13 protein-coding genes and 1 pseudogene are annotated in these 16,273 nt (G+C 35.4%); all 14 read left to right on the top strand.

Annotated elements, in window-relative coordinates; genetic code table 11:
* The first annotated feature begins 16 nt into the window (after positions 1-16).
* Positions 17-1,381, top strand: a pseudogene (gene nrfD / locus N4A45_05625) (polysulfide reductase NrfD).
* A gap of 13 nt (positions 1,382-1,394) precedes the next feature.
* Positions 1,395-1,916: a DUF3341 domain-containing protein gene (locus N4A45_05620; GenBank protein MCT4664694.1), complete on the top strand. Its 522-nt coding sequence runs from the start codon at positions 1,395-1,397 to the stop codon at positions 1,914-1,916.
* A gap of 11 nt (positions 1,917-1,927) precedes the next feature.
* On the top strand, positions 1,928-2,521 hold the full coding sequence (locus tag N4A45_05615; GenBank protein ID MCT4664693.1) for a cytochrome c: 594 nt from the start codon (positions 1,928-1,930) through the stop codon (positions 2,519-2,521).
* A 21-nt stretch (positions 2,522-2,542) separates the two neighbouring features.
* Complete coding sequence (locus N4A45_05610; GenBank protein MCT4664692.1) at positions 2,543-4,090, top strand: quinol:cytochrome C oxidoreductase; 1,548 nt, start codon at positions 2,543-2,545, stop codon at positions 4,088-4,090.
* 19 nt (positions 4,091-4,109) lie between these two features.
* The gene (locus N4A45_05605; GenBank protein MCT4664691.1) at positions 4,110-5,258 is read left to right on the top strand and encodes a cytochrome c oxidase subunit II; all 1,149 of its coding nucleotides are present in this window, start codon (positions 4,110-4,112) and stop codon (positions 5,256-5,258) included.
* Between the two features lie 34 nt (positions 5,259-5,292).
* Positions 5,293-7,074: a cbb3-type cytochrome c oxidase subunit I gene (locus N4A45_05600; protein ID MCT4664690.1), complete on the top strand. Its 1,782-nt coding sequence runs from the start codon at positions 5,293-5,295 to the stop codon at positions 7,072-7,074.
* A 250-nt stretch (positions 7,075-7,324) separates the two neighbouring features.
* On the top strand, positions 7,325-7,993 hold the full coding sequence (locus N4A45_05595; protein MCT4664689.1) for a CBS domain-containing protein: 669 nt from the start codon (positions 7,325-7,327) through the stop codon (positions 7,991-7,993).
* Between the two features lie 9 nt (positions 7,994-8,002).
* The gene (locus tag N4A45_05590) at positions 8,003-8,884 is read left to right on the top strand and encodes an NAD kinase (GenBank protein MCT4664688.1); all 882 of its coding nucleotides are present in this window, start codon (positions 8,003-8,005) and stop codon (positions 8,882-8,884) included.
* 31 nt (positions 8,885-8,915) lie between these two features.
* The gene (dnaG, locus tag N4A45_05585; protein ID MCT4664687.1) at positions 8,916-10,925 is read left to right on the top strand and encodes a DNA primase; all 2,010 of its coding nucleotides are present in this window, start codon (positions 8,916-8,918) and stop codon (positions 10,923-10,925) included.
* 105 nt (positions 10,926-11,030) lie between these two features.
* Positions 11,031-12,437, top strand: coding sequence for a hypothetical protein (locus N4A45_05580; GenBank protein MCT4664686.1), 1,407 nt, complete (start codon positions 11,031-11,033; stop codon positions 12,435-12,437).
* Between the two features lie 120 nt (positions 12,438-12,557).
* On the top strand, positions 12,558-13,043 hold the full coding sequence (locus N4A45_05575) for a TlpA family protein disulfide reductase (protein MCT4664685.1): 486 nt from the start codon (positions 12,558-12,560) through the stop codon (positions 13,041-13,043).
* A 46-nt stretch (positions 13,044-13,089) separates the two neighbouring features.
* On the top strand, positions 13,090-14,772 hold the full coding sequence (locus N4A45_05570) for a DUF6029 family protein (GenBank protein MCT4664684.1): 1,683 nt from the start codon (positions 13,090-13,092) through the stop codon (positions 14,770-14,772).
* Between the two features lies 1 nt (position 14,773).
* Positions 14,774-15,673 (top strand): Omp28-related outer membrane protein, encoded by a 900-nt coding sequence (locus N4A45_05565; GenBank protein ID MCT4664683.1) that lies wholly within the window; start codon positions 14,774-14,776, stop codon positions 15,671-15,673.
* 153 nt (positions 15,674-15,826) lie between these two features.
* Positions 15,827-16,273: Rpn family recombination-promoting nuclease/putative transposase (locus N4A45_05560; protein ID MCT4664682.1), on the top strand; the 447-nt coding region annotated here is incomplete at its 3' end.

Below are 16,273 nucleotides of genomic sequence, written 5' to 3'. Positions count from 1 at the left end.
GTATAAACAGTTTATTATGCATTACGAATCACCTATACGTGAACCTCTTATTCTGGAAGATAAGACTTACCATGAAATCACAGAGGATATCGCTCGTCCGATAGAAGGAAAAGCCAATAAACATTGGTGGATTCTTTTCAGCTTTTCCCTTGTAGCATTCCTATGGGGAATAGGATCCATTGTTTACACCATTTCAGAGGGAATCGGTGTTTGGGGTCTAAACAAAACCGTTAACTGGGCTTGGGATATCACCAACTTCGTATGGTGGGTAGGAATCGGTCACGCCGGAACCCTTATCTCAGCCGTACTTTTATTATTCCGTCAAAAATGGAGAATGTCAATCAACCGTTCTGCGGAAGCCATGACCATTTTTGCGGTAGTCCAAGCCGGACTTTTCCCAATCATTCACATGGGACGTCCTTGGCTCGCTTATTTTGTAATGCCAATCCCAAATGAGTTGGGAACCCTTTGGGTAAACTTCAACTCGCCACTACTATGGGATGTATTTGCAATTTCTACTTACCTTTCTGTATCATTGGTATTCTGGTATATGGGATTAATTCCTGATTTTGCCATGATCCGTGACAGAGCAAGAGTAGGAAAATACACACAGAGAATTTATAAAATCCTTGCATTCGGATGGACTGGAAAGGCTAAAGACTGGCAAAGATTTGAATTAATCTCTTTGGTTCTTGCAGGACTTGCAACGCCACTGGTACTTTCGGTACACACCATTGTATCTTTTGACTTTGCTACCTCTGTAATTCCAGGATGGCACACCACGATTTTCCCTCCTTACTTTGTTGCAGGAGCGATCTTCTCAGGATTTGCCATGGTACAAACCCTTTTACTTGTAATGAGAAAAGTAACCAATATGGAAGCATATATCACGATGCAACATATCGAGTTAATGAATATCATCATTATGGTTACAGGATCTATCGTAGGGGTTGCTTATATCACGGAGCTTGTTATTGCTTGGTATTCTGGAGTAGAATATGAACAATACGCTTTCCTAAACAGAGCAACAGGACCTTACTGGTGGGCGTACTGGTCAATGATGACTTGTAACGTATTCTCACCACAGTTTATGTGGTCTAAAAAATTGAGAACAAACATCGTGTTTACATTTGTACTTTCAATCTTTGTAAACATTGGAATGTGGTTTGAGCGATTTGTAATCATCGTAACCTCTCTACACCGTGATTTCTTGCCATCTTCTTGGTCAATGTTTTCACCAACATTTATTGATGTAGGAGTGTACCTTGGTACTATCGGATTCTTCTTCGTACTTTTCTTATTGTATGCAAGAACATTCCCTGTAATTGCACAGGCCGAACTAAAATCTATCGTTAAGTCTTCAGGTTCACAATACAAAAAAGGAGGAGATCATCATGAGTAATAAAGTATATGCAATTTACGGTGACGACGATATCCTAATGGATGCCGTTAAAGATATCCGCGGAAAAGGCGTTCATATCGATGAAGTTTATACACCTTTCCCAGTGCACGGACTCGATCATGCACTTGGATTAAAACACAGCCGTTTGGCAATTGCTTCATTTATTTATGGAGTGATCGGAGCCATCTTCGCCTTGTGGATGATGTGGTATATTATGATTTATAATTGGCCACAAAATATTGGAGGTAAACCAAGCTTTAGCTTAATTGATAACTTACCTTCTTTTATCCCAATCACATTTGAGCTAACAGTAATGTTTGCTGCCCACTTGATGATTATTACTTATCTTATTCGTTGTAAACTGTATCCAGGTTCGAATGCAACTTCACCAGATCCAAGAACAACAGATGATAAGTTTTTGATGGAAATCCATGCTCATGGAAATGAAGAAGAGTTGAAGGCTATGATGCTTGAAACTGGAGCAGAAGAAGTAAAAATTCAAACTGAAGAATAAGTAAGGAAGATATGAAGATTATTACCAACATAGCCAAGCCCATAGTAGCTTCTTTGGGTATCGCTTTCGCCCTTACATCTTGTGGTGCCGGGAAAGATGATCCAGGATATGAGTATATGCCAAATATGTACCGTAGCCCATCTTATGAAACTTATGGAGAAAATAAAATCTATGAGGACAATATGGCTGCAAGAACCCCTGTAGAAAATACCATTCCAAGAGGATTCATGCCATTTGAGTATGAAAACAATCTTGAGGGATACAAAAAAGCAGGTGAAGAAATGAAGAACCCTTTCGAGATGAATGAAAAAGAAACGAAGGAAGGAAAAAAACTTTATCTTCAGTTTTGTGCCCATTGTCATGGAAAGAAAGGAGACGGGAAAGGATCTATTAAAAATCCTATCTACGGAGCTGTTCCATCTTATGCCGATGATGCACAAGCAAGACGTAGTGGATCCACTATGAAGAATTTGACAGACGGACATATTTATCACACCATCACTTATGGACTCAATGCCATGGGACCTCATGCCTCACAACTTACGGCTGAAGAAAGATGGAAGATCACAGGATATGTTCACGTTTTACAACAAGGGAAAAAATAATAGAAAAATTACTTAGGAACGATGTATACTTTTTCACAAAAAGCAAAAGTTTTTTCTTTCATCCTTATAGCTATTGGAGTTATTGCGGGAACCCTTGGGTTTATGTCTGCAAATTCTGAGCATCATACCGATGAAGAAATAAAACACCAAGTCGAAGTTTTTGCTAAAGAACTTGGATTTGATATGCATAAGCAATTTTCAGAAAAAGAGATTAAGGCAAACATTAAAGCACAAGCGCTAAAAGATGCCGATTTACCTCATAGCGAGCATGCACACTATTTCGGTGTTTACGCTCCACTTTTCGAAAAACTTGCGGATCATTATCATGCACATTTTACAGAACAAGAAATGAAGGACGCAGACTCCGTTGAGAGAGTTAGCGATATCGCAATTCATTATTTCCACGCCAAGCATCAAAGACCTTGGTCTGGACTTATGTTTGCAAACTTCTTCTTCTTTACCATTGCCTTAGGAGCTTTGTTCTTCTATGCAATTCAATACGTATCACAATCAGGTTGGTCTGCACTAATCTTGAGAATTCCTCAAGCAATGTATTCTTACTTAGTTGTTGGGGGTGGAGTAATGCTTTTCATTATTGTAATGGCAGTAATGCACAAACACCACCTATATCACTGGATGGATGAATCTTTGAGATTTACTCACCTGATTCCAGGAGCTGAAGGAGCTTTAGAATATACTAATGATGATACTGTTGCTGGAGCCGTTGTAAACCCAGATTACGATAAACTTATCGCAGGAAAGGCAGGATATCTAAACAATCCTTTCTTTTTGCTAAGAGCAGTTATCTACATTGTTGGATGGATTCTTTTTGGTAGAGCATTAACAAAATTCTCTATTCGAGAAGACAACGAAGGTGGAACAAAATGGTATAAGAAAGCATTTAAAAGATCAGCTGTATTTGCTGTATTCTTTGCCGTAACATCTTCTATGATGGCTTGGGATTTCACAATGTCAATTGATCCACACTGGTTCTCTACTTTATACGGATGGTTTGTATTCTCAGGATACTGGGTTTCGGCAATTACTGTAATGGCATTAATTACTGTTTTCTTAAAGAAACTAGGATACCTTCCACAAGTAAATGAAAACCATTTCCATGATTACGGAAGAATGATGTTGGCTTTCTCAAATCTTTGGACTTACCTTTGGTTTGCTCAATTCATGCTTATTTGGTATGCCAATATTCCTGAAGAGGTAACATACTATTGGATCAGATTTGAAGAATATAAAGTACCATTCTTATTAACCGTAGTATTAAACTGGGGAGTTCCAATTCTATTCTTGATGAGTAGAGATTCAAAACGTTCTATGGGGATGATTACTTTCGCTGGTATCTTCATGTTATTAGGTCATGCACTGAATACATATATGTTGATCATGCCAGGATCTGTTGGTGCTCATTGGCATATCGGGTTTACCGAGATCGGATTATTCCTTGGATTCATGGGACTATTTATATTCGTAACATTACGTTCGCTTTCTAAGCGTAAATTGGTTCAAGAAAACCATCCTATGCACGAAGAGAGTAAACATCACACAATTCACTAAAGACAAATAATTCAAGACAATGATGAACTTTTTGTTAATAGCAGTAATCGTATTGGCTGTGCTTACAGTAGCACAGATCATTCGTTTATTAAATCTTTCTTCTAAGTTAGGAGGTAAGAACGCGGACGATATTACAACTGGAGATAACAACCGTCAAGGAACTAATTTCCTTATTTTCATGATCCTTTTCATGGTATCGGTTTTCTATATGACCTACCGCTGGTGGGACGTAATGCTACCCCCTGCATCATCTGAGCATGGTGTAGAGTATGATGGATTGATGCAAATTACCATGATTATTATCTGTTTGGTATTCCTAATAACACAACCAATGTTGTTCTGGTTTGCATTTAAATACAGAGGAGTAAAAGGTAGAAAAGCTACATTCTTTTCGCATAACAATAAATTAGAACTTATCTGGACGGTAATTCCTGCTGTTGCACTTGCCGTTTTGATTACCTACGGATTAAGCATTTGGAATGATGTAATGTTTCCAAATACAAAGGATAAGGAAACAATTTATATGGAAGTTTATGCTAAGCAATTTGACTGGACAGCTCGTTATGCTGGGGCAGACAATAAGCTAGGTAAAGGAAATGTACGATATGTTGGAGGAAATAATATCACAGGATTGGTATCAAAAACTACAACAGATGCACGCTTGAAATCTTTGAGTGAAGATATTGCTTCGGCACAAAAAATAGCCGAAACAAGTAAAAACGCTTTCAAGGTAAAAAACGCAGAAGAAAACATCAAGAAATTGATGAAAATGAAAAAATCTGTACAAGCAATTGCTCTTCAATCAACTGAAGAGGCTCTAATGATGGGAGAAGACGATATCCAAGTAAAAGAAATTCATTTACCAGTAAATAAACAGGTTCAAATGAGATTCCGCTCACAAGATATCATTCACTCGGCTTATATGCCACACTTTAGAGTGCAGATGAACTGTGTTCCTGGTGCTGAAACATTATTTACTTTCACACCAACAAAGACAACTGCTGATATGAAAGCAGAAACAGGAGACGATAAATTCGAGTACGTTTTGATGTGTAACAAAATTTGTGGTGCAGCTCACTACAATATGCAAATCAAAGTGGTAGTTGAAGATGAAGCTTCATACCAAAAGTGGTTAAGTGAACAAAAAACACTTATCTCAAGTTTATAAAAGGATTGTTTAATAAAGAAATTAGCAGATAGATATGTCACACGACGGACACCACCATGAAGAAACTTTCATCTCGAAGTATATCTTCAGTATGGATCACAAAATGATTGCCAAGCAATTCTTGATTACAGGAATCTTAATGGCTTTCGTGGGAATGGCTTTGTCATTGTTTTTCCGCTTGCAAATTGCATGGCCGGATGAAGCCTTTCCTGTATTAGAAACTTTCCTTGGAAAATGGGCTCCTGATGGGCAAATGGATCCAAATATGTACTTAGGATTAGTAACCATCCACGGTACTATTATGGTATTCTTTGTTCTTACAGCAGGATTAAGTGGAACTTTTTCAAACCTATTAATTCCATTGCAAATTGGAGCAAGAGATATGGCTTCAGCCTTTATGAATATGCTTTCATACTGGATGTTCTTTGTCTCTAGTGTTTTAATGCTTATTGGTCTTTTTGTAGAAACAGGACCTGCCTCAGCGGGATGGACTATTTACCCACCACTTTCTGCATTACCACAAGCAATTCCAGGATCTGGATTAGGAATGAATATTTGGTTGACCTCAATGGCTTTGTTCATTGCTTCATCAACTATTGGTTCATTGAACTATATCGTAACCGTGTTAAACTTAAGAACAAAAGGAATGTCTATGGCTCGTTTACCATTGACAATCTGGGCTTTCTTCGTAACAGCAGTTATCGGAGTTCTTTCTTTCCCAGTTCTTTTTGCAGCGGTATTATTATTGATTTTCGATAGAAGTTTCGGAACATCATTCTACCTTTCAGATATCCTTATTGGAGGAGAAGTTCTAGGATATGATGGAGGTTCTCCAGTATTATACGAACACCTTTTCTGGTTCTTAGGACACCCTGAAGTATATATCGTACTACTTCCTGCTTTAGGATTAACTTCAGAGGTTATTTCTACAAGTGCACGTAAACCAATTTTTGGATATAAAGCCATGATCGGATCTATCGTTGGTATTGCCTTCCTATCGTTTATCGTATGGGCTCACCACATGTTTGTATCTGGAATGTCTCCATTCTTAGGTTCGGTATTTACTTTTACAACATTATTGATCGCTATCCCATCGGCAGTAAAAGCCTTCAACTACCTTACTACACTTTGGAAAGGTAACCTACAGATGACACCAGCAATGCTTTTCTCTATCGGATTAGTATCTGCGTTTATCACAGGAGGACTTACAGGTTTAGTATTAGGAGATTCTACATTGGATATTAATGTTCACGATACATATTTCGTTGTTGGTCACTTCCATATTGTAATGGGACTTTCAGCAGTATTTGGAATGATGGCAGGAGTGTATCATTGGTTCCCAAAAATGTTTGGTAGAATGATGAACAAGAAATTAGGTTATCTACATTTCTGGATCACAATCATCACTGCTTATGGAACATTCTTCCCAATGCATTATTTAGGTTTGGCAGCACTTCCAAGACGTTATTACTCAAACTCAGCATTCCCAATGTTTGATGATTTAGTAGAAATCAACGAAGTGATCACTGTTTTCGCTATTATTGGAGGATTGGCTCAAGTTATTTTCTTGTTCAACTTCTTCTACAGCATTTGGAACGGAACAAAATCGGGTCAAAACCCATGGAATTCAAACACTCTAGAGTGGACTACACCAGTAGAAAGAATTCATGGAAACTGGCCAGGAGAAATACCAGAAGTACACCGTTGGCCTTATGATTATTCTAAAATGAATGCAGAAGGTAGCGACTACTTAATTGCAGGGCAAGATTACACACCACAAACGCAACCAAAATTAGATAACGAACCTGATCATTAGAATTAGGACGTTTATTATAGAGTTTATAGAACCACTTCAATTTTTTGAAGTGGTTTTTTTGTTTAAATGATTTTCATATCAATATATTTATGGCATTAGAAATCTAGTTTTATCATTAATTTTACAATTCATCTATCATATGAATGAACGAGAATTAAACTTTCTATTAGAAATGTATAGGACTGAGCTCTATTCCATGCAAATTATTATCTCAAATAACTTAGCTTTGTAAAAAAGCAGTCGATAAAAATTGATTACCAATACAAAATACCACACTTGCGAAGATATTGAAGTGAGACTTCATGATTCCCTATATCGAGTTATGGAACTTTTTGAAGAAAACAAAGTTTCTCACTTACCTGTTATCTCTGATAAAAACAAATACTTGGGTCTTATTGAGGATCGAGCCGTGTTTGAATATTATACAGAAAGTAAAAGTGTAGGAGAAAATAATCATCCCTTTCTTAGAATTTCAATATTTCCGCAAACACATATTTTTGAGGTCATAAAAACAATTGGAAAGTATCAATTAAGTTTACTTCCTGTGATTAATGAACAGGAACAACTATTGGGTTATTACAAACCTCAAGATATCATATCAGCACTGTATAAAAGTACGAGCTTTGCAGAGAAAGGGAGTATTCTTTCTCTTAGAATGCATCGTCGAGATTATTCATTACATGAATTAACTAGACTATTGGAAGCTGATGGTTTTCTTGTCACTTCTGTATATTATCAGGAAATTGATGAAACGGATTATCTTTTGGTTCATTTGAAATTAAATAAAGAAGAAGTCTCTAGAGCGTTACACACTTTAGAACGCTTTAACTATGAGGTAGCTTTTACCTATTCTCGAAATCAATATGATGACGATCTTGATGATCGTTTACAATCATTTCTTAAATTCTTAAATCCTTAATAAGCCAATATGAAATTTGCTATTTACGGAGTTCGATTTTACGAACAAGCTAAAGACTATATCCAATTATTGTTTGATGAACTCAAAAAACATCAATGTGAACTGGTTATTTACAGTGATTTGGCTGAGGCTTTGGAAATCAATATAGATCTTAAAAATTCATACACCACTTTTAGAGACTATGAAGATCTTGAAAAAGATGAGTTTGATTTTATGATCACCATTGGAGGCGACGGAACCATACTTTCTGCTGCCACAATAGTGAGAGACCTTGGAATTCCTATTTTGGGAATTAATACAGGAAGGCTTGGTTTTTTGGCGAATATTTCAAAACATCATATCCAAAAAACACTCTTTCAGCTCAAAAAGGGACGCTATAAGATAGAAGAAAGAACCTTGATTGCTGTGCAAAATATGCAGCGAATCTTTGGAGAGTTGAATTTTGCGGTAAATGAAATTACCATCAATAGAAAAGATACGACTTCCATGATCAGTGTGAAAGTGTGTATTGACGGAAAATATCTAAATACCTATTGGGCAGATGGACTCATAATTTCTACTCCCACAGGATCCACAGGATATTCATTAAGCTGTGGAGGACCGATTATTATGCCAGGATCCAAAAACCTTGTAATAACTCCAATAGCTCCGCATAACTTAAATGTTCGCCCATTGGTGATTGATGATGGACATGAACTTACCGTTCACGTTCAAGGAAGAGAAGAAGAGTATTTGATTGGTTTAGATTCAAGAATATATTCAGTTTCATTGGGTGCCGAAATTAAATTAAAAAAATCTGACGTGACACTCAAAATGGTGGAGCTTGAAGATCATGATTATCCTTCTACGCTAAGAAATAAACTCCTTTGGGGACTTGATAGACGAAATTAAATAGCAGCACCTCTCTCTTTTACTTAAAAATATGGCAAAAATTACCCAACAAACAATTGATAAAATCTATGATGCAGTACGCATAGAAGAAGTGGTGGGTGATTATGTGAATCTCAAAAAAAGAGGTACAAATTATCAAGGACTTTGTCCTTTTCATAATGAAAAAACGCCTTCTTTTAGTGTTTCGCCAGCAAAAGGAATTTATAAATGCTTTGGTTGTTCTGCAGGAGGAAGTTCTATTAGCTTTATTATGGATATCGAACATCTTTCATATCCTGAAGCTCTAAAGCAACTGGCAAAGAAATACCATATTGAAGTAGAAGAAGAAGAGGTAAGCCAAGAACAAAAAGAACGTTATAACAAAAGAGAGAGCTTATTGTTATTAACGGAATTTGCACAAGAGTACTTTGTAAATCAGCTGAAAGAAAGTCAGGACGGAAGACTGATTGCTCAGCCCTATTTAGAAGACCGAAAAATATCTTCGGCAAGTGTAGAAACTTTTAAAATAGGATTTCTCCCAAATAAATCGGATGCTTTTGCTCAGTTTGCCTTAAAAAAGGGATACAAAAGAGAACATTTACAAGAATCAGGACTGAGTGTTTTTAGAGACAATGGTTCTGTTTATGATCGTTTTAAAGACCGTTTAATATTCCCAATACACAGCTTGTCAGGAAGAGTTATTGGTTTTGGAGCTCGAATTTTAAGAAACGATAAAAAAGTAGCAAAATATGTCAATTCGCCTGAAAGTGACATTTACCATAAATCACAAGTGCTCTACGGAATTTATCAAGCCAAGAAGAGTATTGTAAAAAAAGATAATTGTATCCTTGTAGAAGGATATACAGATGTAATTAGCTTACACCAAGCTGGAATAGAAAATGCCGTTGCTTCTTCAGGAACTGCCCTAACACCAGATCAAGTAAGATTAATAAAAAGATTTACAGAAAATCTTACCGTTATTTTTGATGGAGATGCTGCTGGAATTAAAGCTTCATTAAGAGGGATTGATATTATATTGGAGTATGGGCTCAATGTGAATGTATTGCTTCTGCCCGATGGAGAAGATCCCGATTCCTTTTCAAAACAAAAAACAACTGAAGAACTTCAAAATTACATCAAAGAGCATTCAGTATCCTTTATAGATTTTAAGATCAAGTTGTTTAAAAACGGAGAGAACCAAACGATTGTAGAAAAAACGAATTGGCTCAGGAGTATTATTAGGTCTATAGCCAAAGTTCCTGATCCGCTAAAAAGAACCGTTTTTATACAAAATGCTGCTCCAAAACTTGAACTAGACGAAAAGGTTCTTTTTAATGAACTTCAAACTCAGCTTAAACAAAAGGTAAAAGACGATATAAAGGAAGCCGAGCGAAAAGAGAAATTAGAAAGTCGTCAACAGCAGCAAGCACATTTGGAAATTTATCCAGAATATGCCCAAGAAGTTACTACTCCAGTAGTAGATACTACTAAAACATTTGCAGAATTTAGTGATCTAGCCACAGAGTTGGAATATAACCTTTTGAAGATTTATTTGAAATTTTCAAAGGAGATTCTACACATAGAAATAGAATCTGAGGAAGAAAAGAAAGAGTTTATAGAAATATCTGTTGCCGAATTTATTGAGCATAGTGTGGAAGAAGAAGAATTTTCCTTTCAGTTCCCAATCCATAGAGAAATTTACAATTTCTGTGTAGAACAATCAGATAAAGAGGAAGAAATAGACTTTATTAGTGCACTTTTAAGAGGCGAAAATCAAGAAATAGTGAAATATGTAAGTGAGCTTTTGCATGAAAGACATCAACTAGCGAACTGGGAAAAACATGATATTTTTGTAAAAGAAGAAACTACAATTTTAGAGAAAAAAATTAATCAATATATCTGGCGATATCAACTTGAACTTGCCAAAGGAAATATCAAGAATATACAAGAACGAATAAAAGCCTGTACCGAAACTGAGAAAAGGAATGAAATAATGAACGAATATAAAAATCTATTAATTTTTATCCAGATTCTTCAGAAAAAACTCGGAAAAGAGGTATAGAAATGGAGACAATTCCAAGGATATCTTTTAGAAAATAAGTAAAGAACATCAAATCCATCACAATTTTATTATCTTTGGTTTTGATCTATTCTAAACCGAAGCAATATGCTAAGAAGTATTTTATTTTCTGTTTATCTTATGTTTTTGATACCACTATCGGCACAGCCTACACATCCAGTGGCTCCCAATGTGGTTTTTGATGATATTAGCGGGGTTTCTCATAATATCTACACCTATTTATCTCAAAATAGAACGGTAGTTCTCGAGTTTTATAATTCCAGTCATCCTGCAAGTATCAGTTCAAGACCAGGAATGAATGATCTCAATAACACACACGGACTTTTTGGGAATGCCTCTCATATTTTAATTTCCATAGACATGGATACTTTAACAAATAATGAGTCTGCTTTTGCAAATACCCATAACATTTTATACCCAGTAGTTTCAAATGTTCAAGACTTTGATGCTTATAATTGGGACTTGAGCGAACCGATGTTTGTAATTATTTGTCCAGATAAAGGATGGATGGTGAGAAAAGGGTCTATTTTTGACGATACATCTTATATCACAGCATTATCGGGACAATGTGCTCCACTTTCAAACCGAATTTTAGATGCAAAGATCTATAACTTTATTGCCGATGATCAATATTGTAATAAATCACATCAAGCACAATTTTATATCCAAAACTACTCACAGACACTTCCATTAACAAAAGCAAAAATTACTGCTAAAGAAGCAGGAATTGTTAGAGGTGTTACTTATTGGAATGGTTTTCTGTCGCCTTATCAGGTGGATACCATTTTTATGGATTTAGATGGAATTTCAGGGTATGATTTATTAGAATTTGAAATTGATAGCATCAATAATATAAAAGATCCTTACCCAGAGAACAATACTTTTAATCAGATTTTGAGAGAAGGTAGAGATGTTTTTGAGAAAATTTTCATCACCTTAACGACAGATTATTATCCACAAGAAATTTCTTGGTCAATCATTAGAGAAAATGGAGATACCCTTGTGAAAAGTCCGAAATATACGGAAGAAAACAAAGAATATAAATATACCGCTTTTGTAGGATACGGAGGTTTTGAATGCTATGAAATAGTAGTAGAAGACAAAACAGGAAATGGGATACTATCAGGAAATACACCCGATGGTTATGCTATGGGAGATCTATTAGTAACAACAGATCAAGGCGACAGCTTACTTACCGATCATCAGTTTGAGCATAAAGCCAGAAGGAAATTTTATAGAAGATATGACTTGGAAGTAGAAGAAGAAAATATCCCAGAACTTGAATATACGTACCAATCAGGAATGATTAGTTTAGAGAATTTATCCTCAGGAGGAATAATAACCCTTCAAGATGTACAAGGAAGAACTTTGATCTCAAAAAAAGTAGAATCTTCTTTTGTAGAAATGAATTTGGGTAACTTCCCTATGGGAGTTTATTATTTGAATTATCACCATGCTAAAGGTAATTCTGTTTCAAAATTGATTCATTATTAAAAAAACGAGTTAAGAAATTTTAACTTTCAGGATGAATGGTATATAATTTGAATACCACACACCCAAAGGGATTAATTTAGTACCTTGCAATAGTTAATTATTAACACTTAAAGAATGATTATGAAAAAAGTATTACTATCAATGTTGTTTCTAGCATTTGGATTTGTAGCTGTGGCACAAAAAAAACTTCCAAGTGTAGATATCAAAGATATGAATGGGAAAACTGTAAATACCGCCTCTTTAGTTTCAGATAAACCAGTTGTAATTAGTTTTTGGGCAACATGGTGTAAACCATGTCAAAGAGAACTTGATGCAATAAATGAGATGTATGAAGAATGGAATGAAGAAACAGGAGTAGAGCTTTATGCCATTTCTATAGATGACGCAAGAGCCGCCTCTAGAGTAAAGCCATTGGTTAATGGAAAAGCTTGGGAATTCAATGTATTGTTAGATAAAAACCAAGACTTTAAAAGAGCCATGAATGTAGGTTCTATTCCACACACATTTGTGGTTAACAGCAAAGGAGAAATCGTTTATAGTCATAATGGATATAGCGACGGTGATGAAGACGAACTTGTGGAAGAAGTAGAAAAACTACTTAAATAAATCATACTAAAAATCTTAACCTAATTTTTTGTAAATCACAAAAAGTATGAAAAACAAAATAATAGCAAGCTCATTGGCTTGCTTTCTTTTTTTGAGCGAGAAATCAATGGCTCAAACTGATAAATTGAGTATCTCAGGGAATTTTCAATCCGTTTTTCAACACTCTAAGGAAAATGAAGCGATTGGAGCAAAAGACGTTCCCGAAAAAATCCTAATGAATGGATTCTCGAATGTGAATATGGCATATAAAAACTTTACTGCAGGTTTACGATTTGAGTACTATTCACCCCCAATTTTAGGGATTGCCCCAGGGTATGAAGGTGCAGGAATTGCCTATAGATATGTGAATTTTAAAGACAAAGGATTTGACATTACCGTAGGGAATTTCTATGATCAATTTGGTAGCGGATTGATTTTTAGAAGTTATGAAGAGCGTGATCTTGGATATGACAATGCCATGGATGGAGTACGCGTAAAGTATAGCCCAAAAGCAGGAATTAACTTAAAAGCTTTTGTAGGAAAACAAAGAATTTTTTGGGAGTATAGCCCAGGTTATTTAAGAGGAATGGATGCCGATTTTAATTTAAATGAAGCATTGGAATTAAAAGAAGGATTCCCACAAATAAACCTTGCAGCTTCTTTTATTTCTCGTTATCAAAAGAATGACAATATTTTGAATATCCCAGAAAATGTGGGAGCATATTCATATAGATTAGGAATAAGTCATAAAGGAATACAAGCCAATGTTGAACTCGCAGGAAAAACCGCAGATCCATCTGTTCATAACAACAATGAACTAAGTGATGGAAGAGCACTTTTGGCAAATGTTTCATATTCAACCAAAGGTTTTGGAGCCACAATAAGTGCTAAGCACATAGACAATATGGATTTCAGAACAGATAGAAATGCCTCAGGTCAAAATTTACTGGTGAATTTCAACCCTTCTTTAACACGTCCACAAACTTGGGCATTGGCAACGTTTTTCCCCTATGCTGTGAATAATATAGGAGAGGCAGGATATATGGCAGAGCTGAATTATAAAGTGCCAAAATCTGTTCCTGGAATAGGAAAAATGTATATTTCAGCAAATTATTCAAAATCATTTGCAATTGATAGAATTGCCATAGATTCAGTGGAAGATAAAGGAAAAGGAGGTCATTTTATCACCCATCGTCAAGCAGATTGGTTTGGATTTGCAAAAGATAAAACTACGGGAGAAAATAAAGTATTATTTGATGAGTTTTATATAGAAGCCACAAAGAAGATTAATAAAAAATGGAAGTCAACTCTAGCTTTTATGAATACCAAGTACAATACCGCTCAAAATGCAGGAATTGCCACTACCGATGAGACTAAAAAAGGGATTATCTCTGCACAAACAGTAATCCTAGAAACAAAATATAAAATAAACAGAAAGAAAAATATTCGTGTAGAGTTACAGCATCTATCAAGTGACCAAACAGGTGGTTTGAGTGAGGGAAGCTGGGCAATGGGGTTAGTAGAATTTTCTACCAAAAAATATTTTGTAGCCCTTCAAGATCTGTATAATTACGGAAATAACACGAATAAAGAACACTATACTACTCTATCAGCAGGTTACAGAAATGGAAAAACGAGTATTTCTGCAACTTATGGAAAACAAAGAGAAGGGATTTTCTGTGTAGGTGGAGTTTGTAGAGCTGTTCCTGCATCTGATGGTCTTACACTAACGATTACAAGTACATTCTAATATGAAAAAAACAATATACACGGTGTCTTTGGCACTTGCATTTTCGACATTGTTTACTTCTTGTGATGAAGTAGATAAAGATGATTATTTACCTGAGTTAAAAACCAATGCTAACTGTCCAGAACCTCAGTATTTGGATTCTGAAGAGCAAACCAAACGAAATGTCCTCTTGGAAGAATATACAGGGCATAAATGTGGGAATTGCCCGAGTGCAGCAAAAGAAGCAAAGGCATTGTTGAAGGAGGCTCCTTATAACGAAAATCTTGTGGTAGTTGCTATCCATGGAAATTCTATTGCTTTTAACCAGCCAGAACCGTCTGGAGAGAAATATCGTTATGATTTCAGAACAGAAATTGGAAAAAAATTAGACGCGCACTTTGGAGTAACAGACGATGGAATTCCTGCGGGATTAATTAATCGTAAAGATTTTGATGGATTCACGATTTTACCTGCATCTTCATGGAAGAATTTTCTGGATCAGGAATTGAGTAAAAGTCCAAAAATGTCTATAAATATGGTCGCTTCAAAGCTTTCTAATGAAGAAATCTGTGCTTCTTTAAGAGTAAAAATGCTCGATGATTATTCAGGTGCATTAAACTATAATGTTTTTGTGGTTGAAAATGGAATTATCAATTGGCAATTAGATTATAAAGGGGACCCAAAAGAGAATCCGAATTATGAACACAATCATATCTTGAGATATACGCATCTTGATGCCTTTGGATATACACTAGGTGAATCAAAAACTAATTATTCTGACAAAGAAACTTTTGAATTATCAAAATTCTCTATTCCTGTTGGAAAAGATTGGAATCTAAATAATATCAAAGTGATTGCCTATGTCTCTGATAAAGATTCTAAAGAAATTCTTCAAGTGAAAGAGATTGCATTAAAACAATAATATTTTATTGGAGAAAGCGTAAAAGCAAGGTTTTTTTTATGAAGAGACCTTGCTTTTTTTTGTTTTAAAAACATTTTGGAAAAGTTCTTAATTAAGAGTAATTTTGTAAAACATTCTTATAGAGAACAATAAACAACAATTAGATTTCAAAAAATGTCTGGTTTTCAAGAAAAATTCATCAATCCATTTACCGATTTTGGTTTCAAGAGATTGTTTGGTGAAGAGCCAAACAAAGATTTGTTATTGGATTTTCTGAATGAATTATTGAAGGAAAACGAAGGACGAATAGTGGAACTGAATTATATGAAGACTGAACATTTGGATTCTACCCAAATTGACAGAAAAGCCATTTTTGATATCTATTGTGAGAACGAAAAAGGAGAAAAATTTATTGTAGAACTTCAAAAGGCAAAACAAAAATTTTTCAAAGACCGAAGTGTTTTCTATTCTACTTTTCCAATAAGAGAGCAAGCTCCAAAATCTGAGTGGGATTTTGAACTAAAATCTGTTTACACTATCGGGATTCTCGATTTTGTATTTGACAATGATGGCGACACCGAGGAGGAAAAAGAAAAATACCTCCACGAAGTGCAGTTGGTG

It is taken from the genome of Flavobacteriales bacterium, from assembly GCA_025210805.1.
Lineage (GTDB): Bacteria > Bacteroidota > Bacteroidia > Flavobacteriales > CAJXXR01 > JAOAQX01.
This window is presented reverse-complemented; position numbering and strand designations above follow the sequence as displayed.

Bases quoted from the DNA above. Each gene is read 5' to 3' on its own strand.
- N4A45_05620 (MCT4664694.1), top strand. From the start codon at position 1,395: ATGAGTAATAAAGTATATGCAATTTACGGTGACGACGATATCCTAATG.
- N4A45_05615 (MCT4664693.1), top strand. From the start codon at position 1,928: ATGAAGATTATTACCAACATAGCCAAGCCCATAGTAGCTTCTTTGGGT.
- N4A45_05610 (MCT4664692.1), top strand. From the start codon at position 2,543: ATGTATACTTTTTCACAAAAAGCAAAAGTTTTTTCTTTCATCCTTATA.
- N4A45_05605 (MCT4664691.1), top strand. From the start codon at position 4,110: ATGATGAACTTTTTGTTAATAGCAGTAATCGTATTGGCTGTGCTTACA.
- N4A45_05600 (MCT4664690.1), top strand. From the start codon at position 5,293: ATGTCACACGACGGACACCACCATGAAGAAACTTTCATCTCGAAGTAT.
- N4A45_05590 (MCT4664688.1), top strand. From the start codon at position 8,003: ATGAAATTTGCTATTTACGGAGTTCGATTTTACGAACAAGCTAAAGAC.
- dnaG (MCT4664687.1), top strand. From the start codon at position 8,916: ATGGCAAAAATTACCCAACAAACAATTGATAAAATCTATGATGCAGTA.
- N4A45_05580 (MCT4664686.1), top strand. From the start codon at position 11,031: ATGCTAAGAAGTATTTTATTTTCTGTTTATCTTATGTTTTTGATACCA.
- N4A45_05575 (MCT4664685.1), top strand. From the start codon at position 12,558: ATGAAAAAAGTATTACTATCAATGTTGTTTCTAGCATTTGGATTTGTA.
- N4A45_05570 (MCT4664684.1), top strand. From the start codon at position 13,090: ATGAAAAACAAAATAATAGCAAGCTCATTGGCTTGCTTTCTTTTTTTG.
- N4A45_05565 (MCT4664683.1), top strand. From the start codon at position 14,774: ATGAAAAAAACAATATACACGGTGTCTTTGGCACTTGCATTTTCGACA.